17 protein-coding genes are annotated in these 21,356 nt (G+C 60.0%); 10 read left to right on the top strand and 7 right to left on the bottom strand.

What is annotated here, in order from left to right; genetic code table 11:
• Window positions 1–169 precede the first annotated feature (169 nt).
• Window positions 170–1,078 carry an ADP-ribosylglycohydrolase family protein gene (locus ACZ5KW_RS08930; protein ID WP_343780507.1) on the top strand — a complete coding sequence of 303 codons (909 nt, stop codon included), beginning with the start codon at window positions 170–172 and terminating at the stop codon, window positions 1,076–1,078.
• A 322-nt stretch (window positions 1,079–1,400) separates the two neighbouring features.
• Here the strand turns inward: ACZ5KW_RS08930 and ACZ5KW_RS08925 are convergent, their stop codons facing one another.
• The gene (locus ACZ5KW_RS08925) at window positions 1,401–2,264 is read right to left on the bottom strand and encodes a hypothetical protein (protein ID WP_343780506.1); all 864 of its coding nucleotides are present in this window, start codon (window positions 2,262–2,264) and stop codon (window positions 1,401–1,403) included.
• 82 nt (window positions 2,265–2,346) lie between these two features.
• Here ACZ5KW_RS08925 and ACZ5KW_RS08920 point away from each other — a divergent pair, with 82 nt between their 5' ends.
• From ACZ5KW_RS08920 to ACZ5KW_RS08910, 3 genes are all read left to right on the top strand, one after another.
• Entirely contained in the window at window positions 2,347–3,423 is a 1,077-nt protein-coding gene (locus tag ACZ5KW_RS08920; RefSeq protein ID WP_343780505.1) for a hypothetical protein, read from the top strand.
• Window positions 3,420–3,968: a hypothetical protein gene (locus ACZ5KW_RS08915; RefSeq protein WP_343780504.1), complete on the top strand. Its 549-nt coding sequence runs from the start codon at window positions 3,420–3,422 to the stop codon at window positions 3,966–3,968. Before ACZ5KW_RS08920 ends, ACZ5KW_RS08915 begins: the two co-directional genes overlap by 4 nt.
• Before the next feature lie 1,628 nt (window positions 3,969–5,596).
• Entirely contained in the window at window positions 5,597–7,126 is a 1,530-nt protein-coding gene (locus ACZ5KW_RS08910) for a tyrosine-type recombinase/integrase (protein WP_343780503.1), read from the top strand.
• 82 nt (window positions 7,127–7,208) lie between these two features.
• Here the strand turns inward: ACZ5KW_RS08910 and ACZ5KW_RS08905 are convergent, their stop codons facing one another.
• From ACZ5KW_RS08905 to ACZ5KW_RS08895, 3 genes are all read right to left on the bottom strand, one after another.
• Window positions 7,209–7,841, bottom strand: coding sequence for an HhH-GPD family protein (locus tag ACZ5KW_RS08905; RefSeq protein ID WP_343780502.1), 633 nt, complete (start codon window positions 7,839–7,841; stop codon window positions 7,209–7,211).
• Between the two features lie 63 nt (window positions 7,842–7,904).
• A complete protein-coding gene (locus ACZ5KW_RS08900; RefSeq protein ID WP_343780501.1) occupies window positions 7,905–8,900 on the bottom strand; it encodes a tyrosine-type recombinase/integrase in 996 nt (331 codons plus the stop codon).
• A 135-nt stretch (window positions 8,901–9,035) separates the two neighbouring features.
• Window positions 9,036–9,845 carry a DUF7537 family lipoprotein gene (locus ACZ5KW_RS08895; RefSeq protein ID WP_343780500.1) on the bottom strand — a complete coding sequence of 270 codons (810 nt, stop codon included), beginning with the start codon at window positions 9,843–9,845 and terminating at the stop codon, window positions 9,036–9,038.
• A gap of 376 nt (window positions 9,846–10,221) precedes the next feature.
• Here ACZ5KW_RS08895 and ACZ5KW_RS08890 point away from each other — a divergent pair, with 376 nt between their 5' ends.
• Complete coding sequence (locus tag ACZ5KW_RS08890; RefSeq protein WP_343780499.1) at window positions 10,222–11,139, top strand: NAD-dependent epimerase/dehydratase family protein; 918 nt, start codon at window positions 10,222–10,224, stop codon at window positions 11,137–11,139.
• A 409-nt stretch (window positions 11,140–11,548) separates the two neighbouring features.
• Here the strand turns inward: ACZ5KW_RS08890 and ACZ5KW_RS08885 are convergent, their stop codons facing one another.
• Window positions 11,549–12,286, bottom strand: coding sequence for a hypothetical protein (locus tag ACZ5KW_RS08885; RefSeq protein ID WP_343780498.1), 738 nt, complete (start codon window positions 12,284–12,286; stop codon window positions 11,549–11,551).
• Window positions 12,287–12,885: 599 nt separating this feature from the next.
• Between ACZ5KW_RS08885 and ACZ5KW_RS08880 the strand changes: the two genes are divergently transcribed.
• The 5 genes from ACZ5KW_RS08880 (at window position 12,886) to ACZ5KW_RS08860 (ending at window position 18,774) form a co-directional block, all read left to right on the top strand.
• Window positions 12,886–13,908 carry an NAD-dependent epimerase/dehydratase family protein gene (locus ACZ5KW_RS08880; protein ID WP_343780497.1) on the top strand — a complete coding sequence of 341 codons (1,023 nt, stop codon included), beginning with the start codon at window positions 12,886–12,888 and terminating at the stop codon, window positions 13,906–13,908.
• Complete coding sequence (locus tag ACZ5KW_RS08875) at window positions 13,905–14,924, top strand: NAD-dependent epimerase/dehydratase family protein (RefSeq protein ID WP_343780496.1); 1,020 nt, start codon at window positions 13,905–13,907, stop codon at window positions 14,922–14,924. Before ACZ5KW_RS08880 ends, ACZ5KW_RS08875 begins: the two co-directional genes overlap by 4 nt.
• The gene (locus ACZ5KW_RS08870; RefSeq protein ID WP_343780495.1) at window positions 14,925–16,184 is read left to right on the top strand and encodes a glycosyltransferase family 4 protein; all 1,260 of its coding nucleotides are present in this window, start codon (window positions 14,925–14,927) and stop codon (window positions 16,182–16,184) included.
• A 20-nt stretch (window positions 16,185–16,204) separates the two neighbouring features.
• Window positions 16,205–17,530, top strand: coding sequence for a sulfatase (locus tag ACZ5KW_RS08865; protein ID WP_464388587.1), 1,326 nt, complete (start codon window positions 16,205–16,207; stop codon window positions 17,528–17,530).
• A gap of 248 nt (window positions 17,531–17,778) precedes the next feature.
• On the top strand, window positions 17,779–18,774 hold the full coding sequence (locus ACZ5KW_RS08860) for a DUF1616 domain-containing protein (RefSeq protein ID WP_343780493.1): 996 nt from the start codon (window positions 17,779–17,781) through the stop codon (window positions 18,772–18,774).
• Window positions 18,775–18,824: 50 nt separating this feature from the next.
• Here ACZ5KW_RS08860 and ACZ5KW_RS08855 read toward each other — a convergent pair whose 3' ends face one another.
• Together ACZ5KW_RS08855 and ACZ5KW_RS08850 are read right to left on the bottom strand one after the other, a co-directional pair.
• Complete coding sequence (locus ACZ5KW_RS08855) at window positions 18,825–19,787, bottom strand: alkaline phosphatase family protein (protein WP_343780492.1); 963 nt, start codon at window positions 19,785–19,787, stop codon at window positions 18,825–18,827.
• Between the two features lie 159 nt (window positions 19,788–19,946).
• Window positions 19,947–21,089, bottom strand: coding sequence for a hypothetical protein (locus tag ACZ5KW_RS08850; protein WP_343780490.1), 1,143 nt, complete (start codon window positions 21,087–21,089; stop codon window positions 19,947–19,949).
• Window positions 21,090–21,356: the final 267 nt, after the last annotated feature.

Genomic DNA, 21,356 nt, shown 5'->3' with positions numbered 1-21,356 from the left:
TTGAATTCCGATTCTAGCTTCTGTTGAGAGAGCTATTTGACGCGATCGCAGACGCCGAAATGGGACTGCTGTAGTCGGAATCTACCAGCCTTCGACTGCGAGACGGGAAGAGAACCGAAGCAGTACCCATCACCCGACACTTTTCGTCGAGGATCATGTAGTGTGACGTATGGATATCGATCGAGCTCGTGGTGTTCTCTGTGGGATCGCCTGTGGAGATGCGCTTGGCCGGCCGGTCGAGTTTGTGTCTGCGTCCGGGATTCGGGCTGAGCACGGGCAGCTCGACGAGATGATTGGGCACGGAACGTGGAACCAGCCCGCTGGGACGATCACGGACGACACCGAGCAAGCGCTGTGTATCGCACGGAGCCTCGCTGAGCAACAAGCGTTCGATCCGGCAGACATTGCCAAACGGTTCGTCGCGTGGTATGACAGTGAGCCGTTCGATATTGGGGTGATGACGAGGCGGTCGTTGAGCCGACTGAAACACGGTGACGAGTGGGACGAAGCAGGCCAGCACGTCTGGGAGAGCAGTCCGGAGGGTCAGAACGCGGGCAACGGGAGTGTGATGCGATGCGCGCCGCTCGCCATTCCGTACGCGACAGACCGGGAACGACTCGTGGAGGTGAGTCGACAGTCCTCACAGATCACGCACGCTGACCCGCGGTGTACGTACGGCTGCGCGGTGCTGAACCTCACGGTGGCTGGTCTCCTCGGCGACGCGGACACGCCCTTACAGGACGCGCTCGACGAGGTCGGTTCAGACGCGCCTAGCGAGGTCGTGACGGCGCTTCAACCGCTCGCCCGTGGCGACTCACTCGACACGTTGGAGACGTCGGGATACGTCGTCCACTCGCTACAGACGGCACTCCACGATGGGCTATTCGCAGAGAGTGCCGAGGAGGCGATCGTGACTGCGGTCAATCGGGGCGGTGATACCGACACAATCGGCGCGATTGCGGGTGCGGTCGCAGGTGCGCGGTTCGGGGCGTCACAGCTTCCGGACCGATGGGTGAATACCATCGATGAGGTGGGCGAACTCGAATCCCTTGCAAGTCAGCTCACGAGTTTGTCGTGAACTTCCTGGCTCCCTCACGGCTGATGGGTCAGCGAAGTACGGCTCAATCACCGTGGCGATAATTGTACGTTAGAATATGATATTTTGAAGTATTATAATCGGCTCTTGATATCGGCGTGCCCACAACTGATCGATCGGGGCCGAGTCGGCAGTCGGTCGCAGTAAAGAAGGTCGCTACAGGTCGAGTACCACTCCAAAAGAGATTGTGAGGCAGTGTTCGAACCGGTAGAAACAACCCACGAAGCAGGAATCGGGTTGGGACTCACACTCAGCATCGAGACGGTTGCTGCGCTTGGTGGAAGACTCAGTTGCCAAGTCACTCTCACATCGACTCGACGAAAGTGAGCAATCCGAGCGCGACCACTAACCCCAGCGCCGCGACGAAGAGGTCGATCACCCACCGAAGGAGCCAGTCGCGTGCTCGACTTCCTTCGGGACGAATCCCGAACCGAACTGAGAGGTGGCGAACGATCACGACCCAAGTGACGAGTATGAACCCGAACAGAAACGGCCACACGTCGATGTCGAGTCGAACCTGTACGATGTAAATCGGGAGTACGCCGATCAGTATCGGCGTCGCCGCGATCCGAGCTACAGCACGGAGCGGTCGACGCTGTAGTGTCGGAGGGTCGCCGGCGACCAGTTCGGGGACCGACACGCCACACGATCGAAAGCTGGCGGCAATCTCGCGGAGTTGTCCACGCGGGATGAGGAACCCCTCTGGCTTCGTGAGAGTGAGCGACCGGTAGCGGACCCGAGCGGCAACGATTGGCCCGAGCGGAATCAACTGTAGGGACTCTACTTCGGTGAGGTCGATCGTCTGTTCGTCAGCACCGGTCGCCGCCGCGAACTGCTCGGTTTCGGGGTCGTCGAACTCGGGTTCGATTACCAGGGTGCGAGTCTCGGGAGTGAGCCGGTAGCGGTTCGTCTTGAGCCCCGCACTCGAAAACCACACCATCAACCACAGACACGCACAGACGATGACGTACCCGACGGCTGCCCGCGAACCGAAGACGGTCGTCGACCCGAAGACTGCGAGCGGGAGCGCGACGAAAAGGCCGACCCAGACCGCAGGATGCATCGTGACGATGAACGCGGCTGTCCGGTGCGGCAGCCGACGAATGCCGTGAAGGGTCGTCTCCCACCGTTGGCTGGGGGCTACTCGTGTGGTGTCCGTGGAGGGCATATCGAATCTCTCACGAGACGTCGACTAAATACCCCGGTGACCCTGGCAAGCAGTTTTATAATTTCGTTGAGTCTGTCGGCTTGTGAGTAGCGACGTTGAGCCGAGTGACTGGGCACGTCTTGATCCCTGGTTTGACGCGTACCTCGGCTCCGGAAGCAGTGCGGGGACGCAGCGGTCTGATCGGGAGAGAGTGCTACAGGAACCGGGACAGGAGTGGGAAGCGATTGATTCAGTGGCCCAAGCCGGATTGAACGCAAAGTCCACGCTGTTCTGTAGTCCACCCCTACAAGTTACGAACCAAGACCAATTGACCGAGTGGTGGACCGAACTCGATACGTGGTGGGATGCCTTCAGTAAAGCGGGCCACCAGAATGCAATCGAGATCGCTGATTTACTTGAACAATCCAACGAGTCGTGGGCAACATCCGCGGCTCCCTTTGAGACGGACCCGTTGGCTGCCGACATAACAGGGACGCGAGCGCTTCGGGGGCCAGTACAACCGAGCGGTGAACTAGACTGGTCGCAGTGGCTCGCGCAGTTACTTGAACCATCTGCGGCGCTCGTCAGAGAATTGTTTGGCGTTCCGAGTGAGAAATCACCGAACGAAGTACTCCGTGAGGCTCGACTCCCGAAACAAGACGGTGGGCGACGCCGGGCAGATATTCTGGTTCGGCATCCCGACTACGGGGTCTCAATCGAAGTGAAACTCGGCGATGAGAACTATCGGAAAACTCCGGAGACGGCGCGGCTCATCGAACGGCATTACGATAACGTAGGATGGAACCACGCCCTCCTGTTACCGAAGCGGCAGCGTGGTCGTCTCAACGCAGTTGTGTCGCCAAGTATCGATGAGCACGCGGACGGGACGCGTGAGATCGTGTGGGACGAATCGGGACCAATTACCATACTATACTGGCAGGACGTCGCTACAGCGGTTCGAGCGGTACTACAGCGAGGCGACATAGTTGATGATCACTGGGCAGCCAACGCGTATCTCTTCTGTGCGGCGGTTGAACAGCACATCTCGGGCTTCCAATCGCAGCCTGTGATCGACCGGATGGTCGACTCATCAGGTGTCGTTGAGACGGTGCGACCGATCGTTGTCTCGGACACACTCGACGAACAATTAACATATCTCCGGTCGAGACTCGACCTATGACCGGCGAGTTTCTGACCGAGGGGTTGCGTTCGGATCGCTACCTCAAGGCACTCCAACTGATTTCGCAGTTCGAAGACGAAATCGAGGCACGCCTCCGCGTGTTCGACCAGGAGATGGTTGATGAACAGCCCGCGCTCTTCGATCCGGAGACGGACATGAGCGTGAAGACCAATCAAAACTCCGGGTCAGCACTTGCGATTCATCGCATCAATCACGAGATGGAAGGACCGAAGGCACCGGCGAATCACAGGCAGCGACTGAACGTACACCTGTATTGGATGTCTCCGACCGACTACGATCGAACCGACGTCGACGGTGCGCTGCGAGCGTTCGGCTACAAGATCAAAGGTGCTGACGAAGCTGTTGACCAAGCGGTTGTTGACCGGACGCGTGAGGGTGACTGGTCGCTTTCAACGGCGGGTAATCCGTTCGACTCGAACACTGTTTTCTACAAGCACGTCGGATCGGTCGACGAACTTGAGGCGGCGCAGGCGGAGCTCGTTGACCACTTCGCAACGTTTGGTGGACGGTACAGCGGGAACTGAAGTTAGGCGGTTTACCGTTGACCATGACTTCGGGCGAAACAAACTCGATTGGGGCAACCAGTCACAAGACCTGACCGCGTGAGCGGAAAACACGAAAACTCATCGTACCGAATAGACCGGACTATCGCTCCTGCTTCTCAGAACGAATTAGAATACATCATAATTACGATAGTATGAGCTACCAAGCCTCCCCACTGAGGCGCATGACCAGTGCTGCCCGTCCCGCAGCAAGCGGACAACAGGCCCAGGGGTAAATCCCCCAAACACCTCTATAACAGTACCCTCTTTCGGACGAGATCGGGGGGTACAACAACAGCGCCAAACATAATCTATGCGTTTAGATTGCTTGGCGCTGTTTCTAAAGCTCTTAGAAACAGCGCCACTGTTTTGGTAGGATTTTCAGACTCCCCGAAAACAAGCGTCTGAGTTTAAGAAAAATGCAAAGGTCCGTTAAAATCGGGGGATAATCGAGAGTTAGTTTGATCCAATACTGGCCGGGTAGGTGCTCGAATACAACTTGGTAAAGTCAGGGGAAATCGCTAGCCAAAGACGTCTTTAAGAAAAATGCAAAGGTTCGTTAAATTCGCACACCGTGTTCCGATTGCGACTTTAAGAGAAATACAAAGGTCCGTTAAAATCGCACACCGTGTTGGATTTCTATCTCAATCCTAAAAGGTATGAAATATAATACTTATCGTGCTAGAATAGACTTCTCGGATTAGTGACTAGATCATCAAAAATTGTCTTTGAGAGAAATGAAAGGCTTCGTTAAAATCGCACACCGTATTCTGATGATGACTTTAAGAAAAATGCAAAGATCCGTTAGAATCAGGGTATCGTCTCTATTTGAGAAAAGTGCAAAAGATCGTTGTATATCTGCCCGCCCAAGTGTATTGTTTATTTGACATAGATTTGAAAAATTGTATATTTCATTTTCTCTTGTCTGAATACTATACGTAGTTTATATGACAAATATATTTTAATAGTGGACCCAGAGGATGGTCATGAGATGTGTTAGTGGCCTATTTTACTCATAGACTAAATTCTAATAAAACCGTCTCTCGGTAGCTCAATTGATTGGGTGTATGCCCAGATCGATCAAAATGGACCCACCAGAGTTTGCTTGAGTCGCCTGCTTGGAACTGTTTACACTCGGGACACGCCCCTACCCTCTGTCTGTGTGTAGTACACCCCTCTCAAATACTCTTCAAAGCTATTTTTAACCATTTACACTCGGGACACCCCCCTCCCAATTTTATTCTACAGAAGATCTCGATCAAATATTCTCCAATATCATATGTCACTATTTACACTCGGGACACGCCCCGATCAACTGTCTGTGTGTAGTACACCCCACCAATACACTCTTCAAAGCCATTTTTAACCATTTACACTCGGGACACCCCCCCCCCCTTCCCCTTAGTACAACTATTGGAGGAGTCATTCAGGGCGGCCGCACCGCGTCTACTCGAAATGTAATCGACCCTGTAAGGGCGAAATACGCGTGATCTCAATCCCGAGGACGATGACAACACATCTGTAGCTGTTTGAGGTGTCAGAAACGTGGTTGTGACCAGTTTATGGCTTACCCTTATACATAGGTAGAAAAAACAAGGTTTGCTTCGATAATGACGGACGAGAAGTTAGATCCGATCGATCCGAGGACAGCGCGGGATGACTACTTGAAAGAACGGCGAGAAGATTCGTCGTTCGATACGCTTAAAACAATTCGGAAGGGGATTAACCTCTTCGTAGAATGGAGCGAACACCAAGCGATTCGCAATATGAACGTGGTTCGCGGTAGGCAACTCAGCAGGTACAAACAATGGTGTAAGGAGACGACCGACAACAACACCGTGAGTCTGAACGGTATTCTCGGAGTTCTCCGGCGGTTTCTCGTTTACTGTGTGCGGATTGAAGCTGTAGCACCCGGTACACCGGACAAAACGCCGATGCCAAACGTCCCGGACGATGAAGACGTAAACTACGAGAAACCGACAGAAGAAGAAGTCAAAGCGGCGCAAGAGTATCTTGAGAACTACGAATACGCGTCTCGTCGCCACGTTGAGTACAAGATTATTGAGGAGCTCGGATGTCGCGTCGGAGCGGTTCGAGCGATCGATATCGGTGATCTTGAACTCGACGGCGAAGAACCGCTAATTCGATTTCGTCATCGTCCGGCGGAGGAGCTAGGAGAGAAAGGAACTCCATTGAAAAACAAAAGCGACGGGGAACGGGATATTAATATTTCGAACAGCCTGGCCGATCTCATCCGTGACTACATGAAGAATCCTCGGAAAGACGTGACCGATCGGTTCGGTCGGAAACCGTTGTTCACAACAGAGAACGGGCGACCGTCGACGGACACAATTCGTCGAGACTTATATAAATTGACCCGGCCGTGTACTTACGCAGATCACTGCCCGCATGACCGAGAGATCGACACTTGTAGTGCATATCTCAATGAGAACGCGAGCGAGTGCCCCTCGAGTCACAGTCCGCATCCCCTTCGCCGGTACTCGATAGAGTCGCAGATTGACCGCGGCGTATCGAAGGAACTGCTTGCCGACCGCGTCGATGTCTCGGTCCCCGTGTTGAACAAACACTACGACACGCGTAGCAAGGAGCGGAAGCGGAAACACCGGCTCAAGGTGTTCGAGAAGCTGTTCCCCGGCTACGGGGATCAGGAGGAGACGCTGAACGTGGACCAGATGCCCGATGTCCTGATCGACGAGGACGGGATGATCGATCCGCAAGCGCTGCTGCGACTCCAATCGGATGGTGCGACTTCAGGTACTGATCCGATCTCCGGCGACGCGACGGACAACGAAGATGTCGGAGCGGCAGGCACCGAAGACGAACCCGACGAGACACCGGAAGCGCCGGAAGAGAAAGACTCGGATCAGCAGAGTCTAGACGATTTCGGAGGCGGTCCGACGGCAGTCTTCGGCCCGGGAACGGCAGCGGTCGCGGGCACCACGGCACTCGGGTCCCAGACCGCCGGTCGACTTCACAAGGAACTCGAAGCGATGTCGTCCGGGGAGAGCGGTGTCACGACTCCGAGCCCGGGCCGCGCCGCGAAAGGTGTCGCCGGGTATGCGCTCTTCGTGACGATGCTCGCGGTGAACTTCGGATTGCTCGGGATAGTTCCCGCCTGAGCGGGTGACGGGTTCCCCTCACGCGGGAGGGGCACGGTAATCGCGGAGCGCAGAAGTCTCGGGCTGTCGTTTCGATTGTGAATTACCCTTCAGAACTCGCACAGGGCTCTCGAACCGGACAGGAGGAACACGCGGGGGAGCCGGCGGTACAGACCTCGGCCGCGAAGTCGAGCATCGCGTGTTGGAAGTCTCCACTCCTGGTCGAAGGAGCCAGCGCGTCGGCGAGGACGGCGATCCGGTCCCGGTCCGCCGTCACGCCGAAGAACCGGGACAGCAGTCGCTTGACGTTCGTGTCGACAGCTGCGATTCCGAGCCCTGTAACGTGTATCAAGACCGACCGAGCCGTGTACTCGCCGACCCCGTGGAGGTTCACCAGCTCCGAGTGCTCGCGCGGCACGTCGCCCGAATTCCACGCGAGGATCTCGGAGGCGCACCGTCGGAGGTACGCGGCGCGTTTCACGAGCCCGAGCGGTGCGACGAGCGCCTCGATTTCCTCGGTCGGGGCGGCCGCGATCGTTCCCGGCGTGGGATACCGAGCTGCGAACGGTCGGTACGCACCCGCGACCGCCTCGGCGGTCGTCCGCTGTAGCAGGACCTCTGCGAGCAGTATCTCGAACGGTGTTCGGTCGGGCTCTCGCCACGGCAGGTCGTGACGACCGTGCCGCTCGTGCCAGGCGAGCAGCGGGTCCACGAATCCGCGCTGCGGGTCGAACATGCGGCAGTCTCGCCGCGTCTTCAATGAAAAATGTCAGCGGTGGTCGCTACGACGGTTCGACCGTCAGATGTCGTCTAAGTACCCGCGCCGCTGTTCCATTTTCACCTCCTCGGACCGCTTGTCGTAGTGCTGGTCGAGGACTTTCCGGCTCACGTTCATCCGGTCGCTGACGACGTCGACGGGCACGTCGCTGGTGAGGAAATGCGTGATGCTCCCTCGACGGATAGCGTGCGGGCTGACCGCCTCGGGGCACTTCGACTCGTCCCCCTCGCAGTCCGGGCAGTCGACGCCACGGTAGCACGGGGCGGTCACGCGGTACGTGAGTCGCCGGATCGTGTTGCCGTGCATCCTGCCGTACGCCGTGGTGAACAGCGGCTCTCGTCCGTGCTCGTCGGTCACGTCTTTGCGATGAGTCCGGATGTAATCCGCGAGCACTTCGGAGACGTCGGGCGTGAGCGCGACGGGGCGCTGACCGCTCTTCCCGTTCTTCAAAGTCGTCCCCTCGTCGGGTCGGTGGATCAGCTGAACGTAGTTCTCGTCGAGGAAGACGTCGTCCACGTCGAGCGAGTGCGCGGACCCGACGCGGATTCCCGTCTGCCAGAGCAGCGCCATCACCGCGTGCTCCTTCGACGCGTACTCGTACTTCGACAGGTACTCCAATATCTCCTGCGCGTCGTCGGCGTCGAGAGTCTCGTCGCGCTGCCGCTCTTCCGGGCGGACCCGCGGGACCATCACCTTGTCGTACAGGTTCTGCGGCACCGCTTCGATCGACCCGGCCCACTTCAGGAGCACGCGGAGCGTGGACATCTGCATGCGGAGCGTGAGTTTACTCAGGTCGCCGTCCTCCTTCCGCCAGAGCCGATAGCGCTGTAGGTCCCGGCCCGTGAGGTCGTTGAGGTTATCGATACCCTTCTCACCGCACCACCGAACGAACGGGTTCAGTCGGTACCGGTGGTTCCGAACGGTCGAATCGGTACAGTCGGTCGCCTTGTGATCCAGGAACAGCTCCTGCGCGGTCCCCGGTTCGATGGGTTCGAGATCGTCTTTGTCCGTGGTCATCGTTGTCACAGACCCCCTTCAGAAGACGCCTCGCCGGCGAAACCGGGAGAGAAGGAACCCCGCGTAGTCCGCGGAGTATCCGCCCCAACCCATACGTTTTCCTGCTGCGCTTGAAGGAGTGACGAGGTCGACCGACTAGGTCTCTACCTGGTCTACCCAGTCGGGCACCTCAACCGTGGTCGAACCGACGCCGGTGAGCGAGAACTCCCACGCGCCGGTTACCGCTTGGTCGTCCGCTCGCCCGGAGAACTGCCACGATTCGTGGCGCGAAAGGCCGTTTTCGTCGACCAAGACGGCGTACTCGAAGTTCGTCACCTCGAAGTCGCCGGGTTCGCCCTGCGCGGAGACCGATCCGGCCCGGATCAGCGCTTCGTCAGTGGCCGACAGCTCGTATCGGTCCACCGTCACGCCGTCGAACGTCTCGGTCCCGGCGGACACCAGATCGTCGTCGGCGCCGTACGCGCGGGCCTGAGAGAGCGCGATGGCGGTGCCAAGCACCTCCGATGATCCCTCCTGAGACGACACGAACGCGTCGTCGCCGGTACCAAAGCGGACGTACGTCACGCCACCGTCAACGAACTGCTCAATGTTTCCGCCGTCCGCCTGCCCGTCGGTTGCGGACGTAGTACGGGTGTACGATCGCTCGGCCTCGAGGTCGGCGTAGAACTCGCGGGTGACCTCGATCTCTGCCCCGCTCGCGTCGACACCGCTGTACGACCACGTGACGGTGAAACTCCCCGCATCGCGGAGCAGGCGCTCGGGGTCGCCCAACTCGAACGCGTCGCTGTCACTCGCTTCGTCGCCGGTCGCACCGTCGTCAGTCCCGGCCGATCCGCCCGCGGAGTCGGCGTCCTCGGCGCTTGGTACGCCACCACCGCCGCCGGCACAGCCCGCGAGGACGACAAGCAACGCCACGACGAAGAGGTGGGTGCGACGCGAATACATGAAAGCGATACGCCAAGCAGCAGGATAAGTATATACGGAAAACGCCGCGAGCGCCGACCTGCACGACCGCCGAATCGGTCGGGTTCTCAGTTGAGCTCGAGGATTTCGACATCGAACGTCAGCGTCTCGCCGGCGAGACGGGGGTTTTGTGTCTTCCCCGCGTATGCTCACCTGTCGTCTCAAGCGGGTTTAGACTCGCCGGAGCCCCCCCACGCGTTACTGTACTGAAATTTGAAACAGAGAGTCTCAACGGAGCCGAGGTGGCCTGTTCTGGAGGCTCGGAGTTGTCGTGTCAAACGGGAACGTCGGTCGCTGTGCCCGTTCTGTCCCCGATATGGTCCGATTACTTTTCTCGGACCTCGGATACTGTGCCGACATGAAGAATCAGCGTGTCTTGGTGACTGGTGGTGCCGGATTTATCGGAGCGAACGCGGCTAACCATCTGGCACGGGACAACGATGTGATCGCTATCGATGACGAGTACCTCGGAACTCCTGAGAACCTCGCGGAGGAAGTCACCTACCGCAATCGGAGTGTTCTCGATGAGGGCCTTCCAACGGACGTCGATGTCGTCTATCACCTCGCCGCGCTGTCCTCGTACGCCATGCACGAAGAGAATCCACAGTTAGGTGCTCGCGTAAACGTCGAGGGGTTCGTTAACGTCACCGAGCAGGCCCGTCGGGACGGATGTGACACCGTCGTCTACGCGTCGACTTCATCGATATACGGCGACCGCACCGAACCATCTCCCGAGTCGATGGATATCGCGGTCAACACCGGATACGAGGCCTCTAAACTCGCGCGAGAGCAGTACGCAGAGTACTTTTCAAGTCACTACGACATGGCGACGGCCGGGATGCGCTTCTTTTCAGTGTATCAGGGGTACGACGGCGCCGAGGGGCACAAAGGCGAGTACGCCAACGTGGTCGCGCAGTTCGCCGACGACATCGCACACGGTCGGCGGCCCGAACTGTACGGCGACGGTACCCAGACGCGAGATTTCACGCACGTCGACGATGTGGTGCGAGCGCTTGAGGCCGCCGGCCAAGAGCGGTTGAGCGGTATTTATAACGTCGGCACCGAGGAGGCGTACAGTTTCAACACGCTCGTCGACATGCTCAATGAGGAGCTCGGCACTGACATCGACCCGACCTACGTCGAGAATCCGATTCCCGAATCCGTCTACGTTCACGACACGTACGCAGATATAACGAAGCTGAGAGGTGTGACCGGCTGGGAGCCACAGACCTCGTTTTCCGAGGGCCTAGCGAAGGTGTGTTCGCCGTATCAGTAGGGCCAACTGACGCGGTTCGGACCCACAGTGTCAGTTACCTGTAAGAGACATCGGGGGCCTCCGCCCTCAAGGGTAATGTGAGAGGCATGCCGATCCGCTTCGCCCGGTAGCGACAGTCGTGGCCCTGACACCACCGCCGTCCGGCAGTGACACCCGGTGGCTCATCGCACGGCGGCCACGGTCCCTCACGGCGCAGTCGCTGAACGTGCGACGAGTCGGACCATGCTAGCTTGGCGAATAGTTCCGGCCTCTCAGTCACCGGCTCGTCCGTTCGCTGAGCCGAAGCCGTGAGCGCCGGTCCGAACACTTCGATGCCCGACCGAAGTCGACACGTGGCACGCCGAAAGTTCGTCTCTCTCGACGCGCTCTCCGACTCCGTTTACCCCACTCGACCGTCCGTCGCAGTCGGTCAGGCCTCGATTCCGCCGTAGCCGTATTCCCCGTACCCCTGTTGACCGTAGTCGTCCTCGACCGACGGCGAGGTCGGCGTTTCGGTTCCGGAATCCGTGTCGGTCGAATCGCTCGCTGACGCAGTTTCGAGTGACAACGTATACGCAGCGTCGCTCGACTGCGTATCCACGACTTGAACGTGGTGGGTCCCGCTGGTCTCGGCCGTCATTTCGAACGTGACCACCTCATCTGTGGTGACGTACCGAAGATTGCTGAAGGTCCCGTCGGGGTCGTAAGCGATGACCGCGGTCACTCCCGTCTGGGAGGTCCGCTGGAAGGTGACGGCAATCTGCTGTCCGCTCGATACGTCGAGAGCGTACCAGTCGCCGTCGCTCGGTTCGAGAGAGCCGTCGACCCTGGTGCCTAGCGGCACGCGCGTCGCGTTCTGCCGGGTGTCGTTCGGCTCGGATTCGGTAATCGACGCCAACGTAGTCTCTGTCTGCCGGAGCGCTGCACCGCCGCCGTAGCTGAACACCGTTACCGGTTTGACGACGGTCCCTCCGGGACGCCCCGCGCACCCGGCGAGCGTGGCCGCCGCCATACCGGCGCCGGCGAGGTACGACCGGCGAGAGAGGCTGGCGCGGCTTGACGGGTCGCTGTCGGCAGTCTCTTCGGCATCAGTTCCCGGTAGGAGTCCCCTAACACTGCTGAACCCTTCGATAATGCGATCATACCGATGATCACTTTCTTCGTCCATGGCGTTTGGGAGTCAGCACAAACGCGTCTTAATCGTTCTTACCAGATCTATCCGTTTAGCCAGCTTTGGTTACCGAGAGTGGGAGCTTAACAGCCAGTTCGCATTCGAATACATTCCACGAACTAGGGTATAGTGTACTCCTACCGCTCGTTTTCGGCGATTTCTGTCCGTCCGCAGATCGCCGGAAAGGTTCGCGACGAGCCGGGACGTCAGTAAGAGAGACGTACCCGGAACCAGACCCGTTCCGCACTCATCTGGCGCCGCAACGCCGGGCCTATCGCGTTCGGTGTGTTAGGAGCGGTCAGACACGGGTCCCGTCTCTCCGAGAGATCCGGGCGGCCGCGGGACTCGTGCGGGCGCCGTCTCGACGGAGCGAATCCAGGACACGGCCGAAGCTCGCTCACGCATCGTCCCGTTAACTCCGGTCGTTCGCGATGATTGGCCCCATGAGTGACACTGCCGGCAGTTCCGCGGCGCGGGACGACAACACGATAGACGGACGGGCCGGCGCTCGCGGGGAATGCCCGGGTTTGCCCCTCGAAGAGTTCGATAATTTCTACATAACAATATGCTGACCGTGGATTTTACCCATTGGAATTATGACAAACGGACTCGCCGACCGCACCGTTCTCGTGACCGGAGGAGCCGGTTTTATCGGGTCTTTCCTGACTGAGAAGCTACTGTCTCTTGGGGCTGAGGTCCGAGTCGCAGACAACTTCTCTCGGGGAGACGCGTCCAATCTGGCCGGTGTCTCGGAGGACATCGAGCTGCTCCCGGTCGACCTGACCACACAGAAGGGGTGTGTCGAGGCCACGGAAGGTGTCGACGACGTGTTCCACCTCGCCGCGAGCGTCGGGGGTATCCACTACATCAAACAAGAGAACGTGGGAGGGCTCACACCGAGCGTCCTGATGAACCAACACATGCTCGAGGCCGCCAGGATAAACGACGTCGATCGCTTCCTCTTCGCTTCGAGCGCGTGTATCTACCGACAGGAACACGACGGGTTGAATCGCTTCTCCGAAGACCAAGGGTTCCCCGCCGACCCACACAGCACGTACGGATGGGCGAAGGTCCTCGGCGAGGTCGCCTGTGAGGCGTATCACGCCGACACGGACCTGCGGACGAGCAGCGTGCGGATTTTCAACTGTTACGGCCCGCGCGAAAGCCTCGATCCCGAGAGTAGTCACGTGATCCCGTCGCTCTGTCGAAAAGTGATCGAGGCGCCCGAGGGCGGGTCCGTCGAGCTGTTCGGAGACGGCTCTCAGCAGCGCGGGTTCATCTTCGTGACCGACCTCGTCGACGGGATGATCGAAGTGGTGACCACGAAGTCGGACGGCGAGGCGATAAACCTCGGGAACTCGAAGGAAGTGATCAGCATACGCGAGCTCGCGGAGCGGATAATCGAGATCAGCGACAAGGATCTCTCGCTGTCGTACGACCGGTCGAAACCCACCGGGACCGACAAGTACGCCTGTGACATGACCGAGATGGAGGCCGCGCTCGACTGGAGCCCCTCGGTGCCGCTCGACTCCGGACTCTCGCAGGTCTACCAGTGGGCTGAGAGGGAGCTCGAAGCGACGCCGAAAGCGAGGGTCTCCGCCGACGGGGGGTCGTCGTGAGCGAATGGCGTGACGAGCGCGTGCTCGTCACGGGGGGCGCGTCGTTCATCGGCAGCCACCTGGTTGAGGACCTCGTGGACCACGGGGCGCGGGTCAGAGTCGCCGACGACTTCTCCAGCGGGACGCGGGACAACCTCGACTCGGTCGCCGAACGGATCGAGATCCTCGACGGGAACCTCAAGGACGTCACCTTCGCTAACCGTGCCACCGAGGGCGTGGACACGGTCTTCCACCTCGCCGCGGACCACGGGGGGCGGGGTTACATTTCGAACTACCCCGCGAACTGCGCCACGAACATGGCGCTGGACAACATCGTGTACGAATCCGCGGCGAAGAACGGCGTCGATCGAATAACCTTCGCCTCCAGCGCGTGCGCGTACCCGACGGACATACAGCAGGAAAAGCAACGTCTCCGGGAGGACATGGTGAGCTTCGACGAACGGGGCGGCGCGTACGCCGACGAGGTCTACGGGTGGGCGAAGCTGATGGGCGAACGCTCGCTACGGGCGTATCACGAACAGTACGGCATCGACGCCAGCATCGTACGCATCTTCACTGCGTACGGGCCGCGGGAGAACGAAACCCACGCGATCATCGCGCTCATCGCGAAGGCGTACGCCGAGCAGACCCCGTTCGAGATCTGGGGCGACGGGGAACAGACTCGGAACTTCACGTACGTCAAAGACATCACGCGCGCGCTCCGTCTCGCGGCAGAGAACGTCACCGACGGGACACCGGTAAACGCGGGAATCAGCCGATACGTATCGATCAACGAGGTGGTCGAGCAGATATTCGAGTGTCTCGGCGAGGACCCGGGACAGATCGAGCACATGACGGACAAGCCCGTCGGCGTTCGCCACCGCGCAGCGGACACCTCTCGAGCGGCGGAGATCCTCGGGTGGGAGCCGGAATATTCCCTCGAAGAGGGTCTCGAAGCGACAGTCGACTGGTACACAGACGCGAAGGACAGAGAGCACGTGAAATCGAACCTCGAGACACTCCTCCACGAGCGATAGATGACACGCGAACCGGAGTACCTGTTGGTCACCGAATACTTCCATCCGGATACGGCGTCCACGGGGCAGTTGATGACGGAGCTGGCGGTCGGACTCAACGACAGAGGCCTCGATATGACTGTGTACACTGGCCAGCCCAACTACCACAGTGGGGACAACGAGAGACAGCCGAAACGATCACTCCACGAGGGCGTTCTGGTCCGTCGAATCGGCGCGCCGCAGTTCCGACAGACGTCGATACTCCGCCGACTGAGTAATTGGGCGCTGTTCACGGTCTGGATGACCGCACTGCTGCTCTTCGAGCGCGTCGAACGCGAACGAAAGGTCGTGTTCGTGACCTGCCCGCCGTTCATGCCCGTCGCGATGTGGTTCGTGTGTACCGTCAGAGGGTGGGAGTACACCTACATTGCGTACGATCTGTACCCGGACGAACCGGCAGAGCTAGGATACTTCCGGAAGGACGGCGTCCTCGATCGGATCTGGGGAGCTCTCGACAGACGAGCGCTGCTGGGAGCCGAGCACGTCGTCGCGCTCGGACCCGTGATGAAAGAGCGGATCAGCGAGAAGGGCGGGCCGTCGTTCGACGCCGACAAGACCCACGTCATCCACAACTGGGCAGACGAGGAGTTCATCACTCCGATGGCGAAATCGGACAACTGGTTCAGCGAAGAACACGGGCTCGAAGATCAGTTCACGGTGCTTTACTCCGGAAACATCGCCGAGTTCCACGACCTCGAGACGCTGGTCAGAGCGGCGGCAGAACTCCGGGATGAGGGCGTTCGGTTCCTCATCATCGGCGAGGGAGACAACAAACAGCGTATCGTGGAGCTCGCCGAAGAGCAGGGCCTGCGGGGAGACGTCGTCCGATTCCTCCCGTACCAGCCGTACGAAGATCTGCCGTACAGCCTGACTTCCGCCGACGTCTCCGTCGTCGCGGTCAAAGAGGGGTTCGAAGGTATCGTCGTCTCCAGCAAGCTCTATACGTCGATGGCGACGGGGCAACCCGTGTTGACCATCGCCAACGCGAACGACGACGAGGCCCGAATCGTCGACCGCTTCGATGCGGGCGTCCACGTCGAACAGGGGTCGGTAGAGGAGCTAGCCGCCGTGATCAAACGCTGGAAGGAGAACCCGGAGCTCGTGGACCGACAGGGTGCCAACGCACGCGAGGCGTTCGAGGAGAATTTCGTAAAAGACGCCTCTATCGACCGGTACCACGAGATGCTCGCCGAGCCGGACGGACAGACGGTGGCAGCATGACTCGCGGGTCGGTGGACAACGTGCTGCTCGTCACGTGTGACTCGCTCCGGTACGACGTTTGGAAGCAGATGCAGGACACGCTCGTCGCGGGGCCGAAGTTGGAACGGGACGGCGTCAGTTTCGATCGGGCGTTCACAACAGGTCCGGGAACCACGCCGTCGTTTCCGGCGATGCTGACCGGAACGCTGCCGCTCTCTTACGGCGGTCTCGGGCCGCTGCGGGCCGACCGACCTCGGGTCGCAGCGCTGCTCGGGAACCGTGGGTTCGCGACCGCCGGCTTCCACAGCAATCCCTTCCTATCGACGCATTTCAACTACGACCGTGGTTTCGACGAGTTCGAAGACTACCAGAACCCGTTGATGGGCGTCGCGACGAAGGTGTTCCCCCGGGGAATCGAGATCAACAACCCGTGGCTCGAACGGGTCGATGACACGGTCAACCTGACGGGGTTCATCAAGACCGCGTATCGGACGGTCGCTAGCAAACCGCGTCCGTACGTCAGTGCGGAGGTTATCACGGACGACGCGATAGCGTGGATGGCCGACGCGGAGGATCCGTTCTTCTGTTGGGCTCACTACATGGACGTCCACCATCCGTGTCATCCCCCCTCCGAGCACCGGGCGGCGTTCGGTGTCGAGCACGTCGACATCGATACCGTCTCCGAACTCTACTCGCGGTTACTGGACGACTCGGCCTCCCTCACCGACGAGGAGATGGCGGACATTCGACGGCTGTACCGGGCTTCGATCACGTACGTCGACGGTCAACTGGAGCGGTTGCTGGAGGCGCTCGAATCGAGTGGCCGCCTTGACGACACGCTCGTCGTGTTCACGTCGGATCACGGCGAACTGTTCGGGGAATACGGGCAGTACGGCAAGCCCGAGCGCATGTACGACGAGCTGATACGTGTCCCGCTTGTGGTGGTCAACGGACCGACCGATCTATCGGCAGCCACCGATGAACTGTTGAGCCTCATAGATCTGCCCCCGCTGTTCCATCGAGCAACTGGACTGGACGTTCCCGCCGAGTATTCGGGTCGGTATCCCGAGCCAGGGGCCAGAGACCACGTCGTGGCGGAACACGAGGTACACGGCGACTCGATCGTCGGCGTCCGGTCCGACACCTGGCTGTACGAGATCGACAACATCCTCGACGAAACGCGCCTTACTGACCTGAAGTCGGGTGAGGAAGTCTCACCGGAGAGCCACGACGACGACGAACTACGACGGGTTCAGCGGGTCGCAAACCAACGGATAACCGACATCGGTGCCGACGGCCGATCGCCCGGTGAACGCCAGTTGAACTCGGACGTGGAGGCACGCCTAGAGGATCTGGGCTATCGGTGAGCGGATCACCCGGCACGTCGATCACCGGTTCCCCGTCGAACGCGTCAGACCGACCTCGTGCGTACTCGGGCTGTGACTGACCGATATCGAACCGAACTGGACGACCGGATGTCGACGGAGATGAGTCGTGACGGAGAACGCCGATCTCGGGTAGGGACCCGCTATACTCGGTCGACAGGCCCGATAGCCCGCTATTCGACTCCGTACCGCGCTTATACTTTTAACCTCGAGGTCGAACTGGCCGCACAATGGGAGAACCCGACGCGGCCGACGAACACAGCCTCGACCCTATCGCAGATCTCCTCGCAATAGCGGCGTTACTCGTCATCGTAGCCGTGTTCGTGTTCGTCGCTCCGTTGAGGGACACGCCGCTTCGGCCCGCTGTCTCGCTCGTGTTCGCCCTCTTTGCTCCCGGTTACGTCTACCTCAGCGCCCTGTTCCCGAAGCGGTTCCGCCCGGGCGAGACATCGGACAACGCGTCCGCTGCGGCGTACTCGGAGGGTGGACTCGGGTTGCTCGAACGACTCGTGTTCTCCTTCGGCGTGAGCGCTGCGATCACGATACTATTGGGACTCGCTCTCGGGTATTGGCTCCCCGGGATCTCTCGTATCAACCTGTATACCGGGCTGGCCGTACTCATCGCGGTTGGGCTCCCGGTGGCGGCGAAACGGCGATCGGGTCTGCCGTCTGATGTCCGAATGCGATCCCCGCACCGGGCCGTAACGACCCGCATCCGGTCGAGACTCGCGAATCAGGGGGCCACGGCGAACGCGGCCACCGTCCTCCTCGCGGTGGCGCTAGTCGCCGCAGCTGCCTCCGTCGGAGTCGGAGGCGGATCGTCTCAGGGCAGTGAAGTCACCGAACTGTATCTCCTGTCGGAAAACGAGAGCGGAGAGTACGTCCCGAGGCAGTACCCGGAGACCGTAACACGAGGAGAAAACGAGTCGTTCGCGCTCGGGATAACCAATCAAGAGGGAGGACGAACAACGTACACGGTCGAGGTACTTCTCCAAGAGTTCGACGGGGGCAACGGGACCGGCCCGCTGATCGCGGAAACTCGGGTCCGGACGTTCTCTGCCGATCTCGACGACGGGGAGCGAGAACGGATACCTCACACCATCGAGCCGACGGTCGGTGCCGGGAGCTATCGGTTGACCTATCTGCTGTACGTCGGAGAACCACCGGCCGATCCCTCGATAGACAGCGCTTATCGAGAGGTCCACCTCTGGATTCGCGTTACGTGACCGAACAGTAAGAGGGCGGGCCGTCCGCGGAGCAGCGCCGTCTGCTCCGCTCAGCGATACCCGAGCAACTCGAGTTGTTCCTCGACGTCCGCTTCAACGGCGTCGTTTCCGCTTGCCGGCTCGAGGACCGGCGTGTACTCGTCGCGGCCTTGCCCGGTCGTTTCGACCCACGGAACCTCCCGGAGCTGCGGGATCGGTATCATCGGGTGCGCGTACACTCCGAACTCACCGAACGCCTCGCCGTGGTCCGAGGTGATAACGATCCGTTCGGCGTCGATGTCCTCAACCAGCGTCCGGACGCTGTCGAGACCGAACTCGAGTTCGTCGAGGTATCGATCCCAGACCGCTTCGCGGGGGGTCCCCTCTCTCAGCGCCTTCCAGGGTGATCGTTCGACGTCGTTCAGCGCGCGGTTCTCGCGGAGCGCCTTGGCGCCGTACGGTTTGTGAGGCGGCAGATAGTGGACGATCATTCGGTCGGGCGAGGCGGACCGCCACACCGAGATGGCACGATCGGTGACGGCGTACGGCATAACCGTTCCGCTGAACGGGTTCCTCGGCCCGTACTGCCACACCTCGTCGAACTCGAGGAAGTCGTCGGGGTCGACCGTGTCCCAGCGAGTTAGCCGCTTCGTAAACTCCGGCCACTCGGGCTGAGACTCGTGGCCGAGTCCCCATCTGCTCGTCGGGTTCGCCGTGACGAGCGCCGTGTCCCGTATCTCATCGAGGTTGGACTGGTCGAACGTGTGCGGAACCCACTCACGGGTCGCGCTACCGCGCGACCACACCGACGTCCCGGACGCGACGAAATCGTACTCTGTGGCCATCTCGTCCATCGCGTCGGCCCTACACGTGTCGAGGATAACGAGCACGTCCCACTCCTCGTCGAAAACGTCGGTCCCGTGTGGAAACCAAGACGAGAGGATCTTCAGGGCCGCGTCCGCCGTCTGTTCGAGTCGGTCAGTCGGCGGTAGCCGGGCGGACAGCGCGCCAGCGAGTTCGTGTAGACCCGACATCTGAGTTCAGTCAGCGCTTCGGCATCGTTCCGTTTGTATATGCGGTGCTTTCCGTGGAACGTGGACCGGAAATGACGACGGAACCGCGGTCGCGCCGCGTCGAACCGCCGCCCGCGTCAGAGCTGTGACGCTCGTCGCCGCTCGCGCACGAAGGAGCGACTACTCCAGATTCCGCAGCCTCTGATCCAGCGACTTGAGGTCCGCCTCGATGTCCGCGAAGTTCTCGTTCATCGGGATGTGCCAGTTCAGCGTCCCCGAGGCCGGTTGGTTGTAGCCTCCGATCGCCTCCGTAGTCCCGTCTGTACTGTCGTCGGACCCATCGTCGGTGCTCCCGTCGTCAGTGGTGCTGTTGATGTCGACCGCCGCCTCGGCGTTGAACGCCTCTCCGGCTTTTGTAAGCGTCGTTTCGTCCTCTGGCCAGATTCGATGGGAACCACCGCCGCCCGACTCCACGTTCCAGTAGGCCTGGAACTCGACGCCGTTATTCCGCATGTAGTCGAACATCCGGTGAATGAACTCGGCGTTGTCGCCGCCGGCCGGGTGGTAGTATTCGTCGTTTCCGACTCCCCACTCGCGGAACCCCAGAGACGCGTTCCGCGACGTCGCGAAGTCGTTCCACATGTCCAGTAACGGTTTGTGCTTCTCCCGCCAGATCTGGTCTCGGAGGTCCTGTAACTCGGTCTGACTGACCGACGAGAGGTCGTCCGGGTACGTCTGTCCAGCGTCGTAGAACGTCGGCATCACGATCGGCGGCTCCTCGTCGCTCGGCCAGTAGTCGGACTGGACGGGCCACGCTTCCGGAGCCACGCCGAGCCGATTCCGGGCCGGCGCATAGCAGAACCGGAAGTCGGCCCCGGTAACGGACTGCATCTCGCGAACACAGCGCGCGTAGCCGTCGCGGTAGTTCTCCGGGTCGTCCCAGGCCGACTTGTTGCCCCAATCGAGGTTGAACTCGTGGTTCGGGGCGATAAGCGAATCTCCCATCCCGATATCCACTAAGTCCTTGGCGAACTGCCGGTACCGGCTGTCGAACTCACCGTTGGCCGGAGGACCGTACGCACCACGGTTTTCGCCCGCGAACTCGTAAGCGATTATCATTCGGCGACTGGTTTCCCCGAACGTTCGCCGGAGCGATTCGCGCTTCTCGCTCGCACCCGCACCGGGTTCCCACGTGATGCCGACCGCATCGTGGAATCCCTCAGTGAACGTGGTCGTGACCAGGTCGATCTCGGCACCATTGAACCACTCGTCTTCGAGCCGTTGTACTCTCGACTCGGAAATCACGTACGCGCCGTGCTCCATTTCACACCACCGTCCGCGTTCGTTTTCCGTCGTTATCACACGTTTCTCCACTCGAACCGACTTGTCTAGTCCAATTCATCCATCTCCCGCTATAAGTTGTTCCTAATTAAAAGTATTTAACCATTAACTGAGTGTTTGCCCAATCTTGAGAGCCAATTGCGTACATTTACTTACCAATTGTCTTCTGACGGCGGGCCAGAGACGAATCGAAAGGCAACATTACCGATGAATAGGCCGCCATTATCGCCAGCACCAGGGAACATATCC

It is taken from the genome of Halorubrum ejinorense (genome assembly GCF_055389685.1).
The sequence above is the reverse complement of the archived record's forward strand: the minus strand, read 5'-3'. Positions and strand labels throughout refer to the sequence as shown.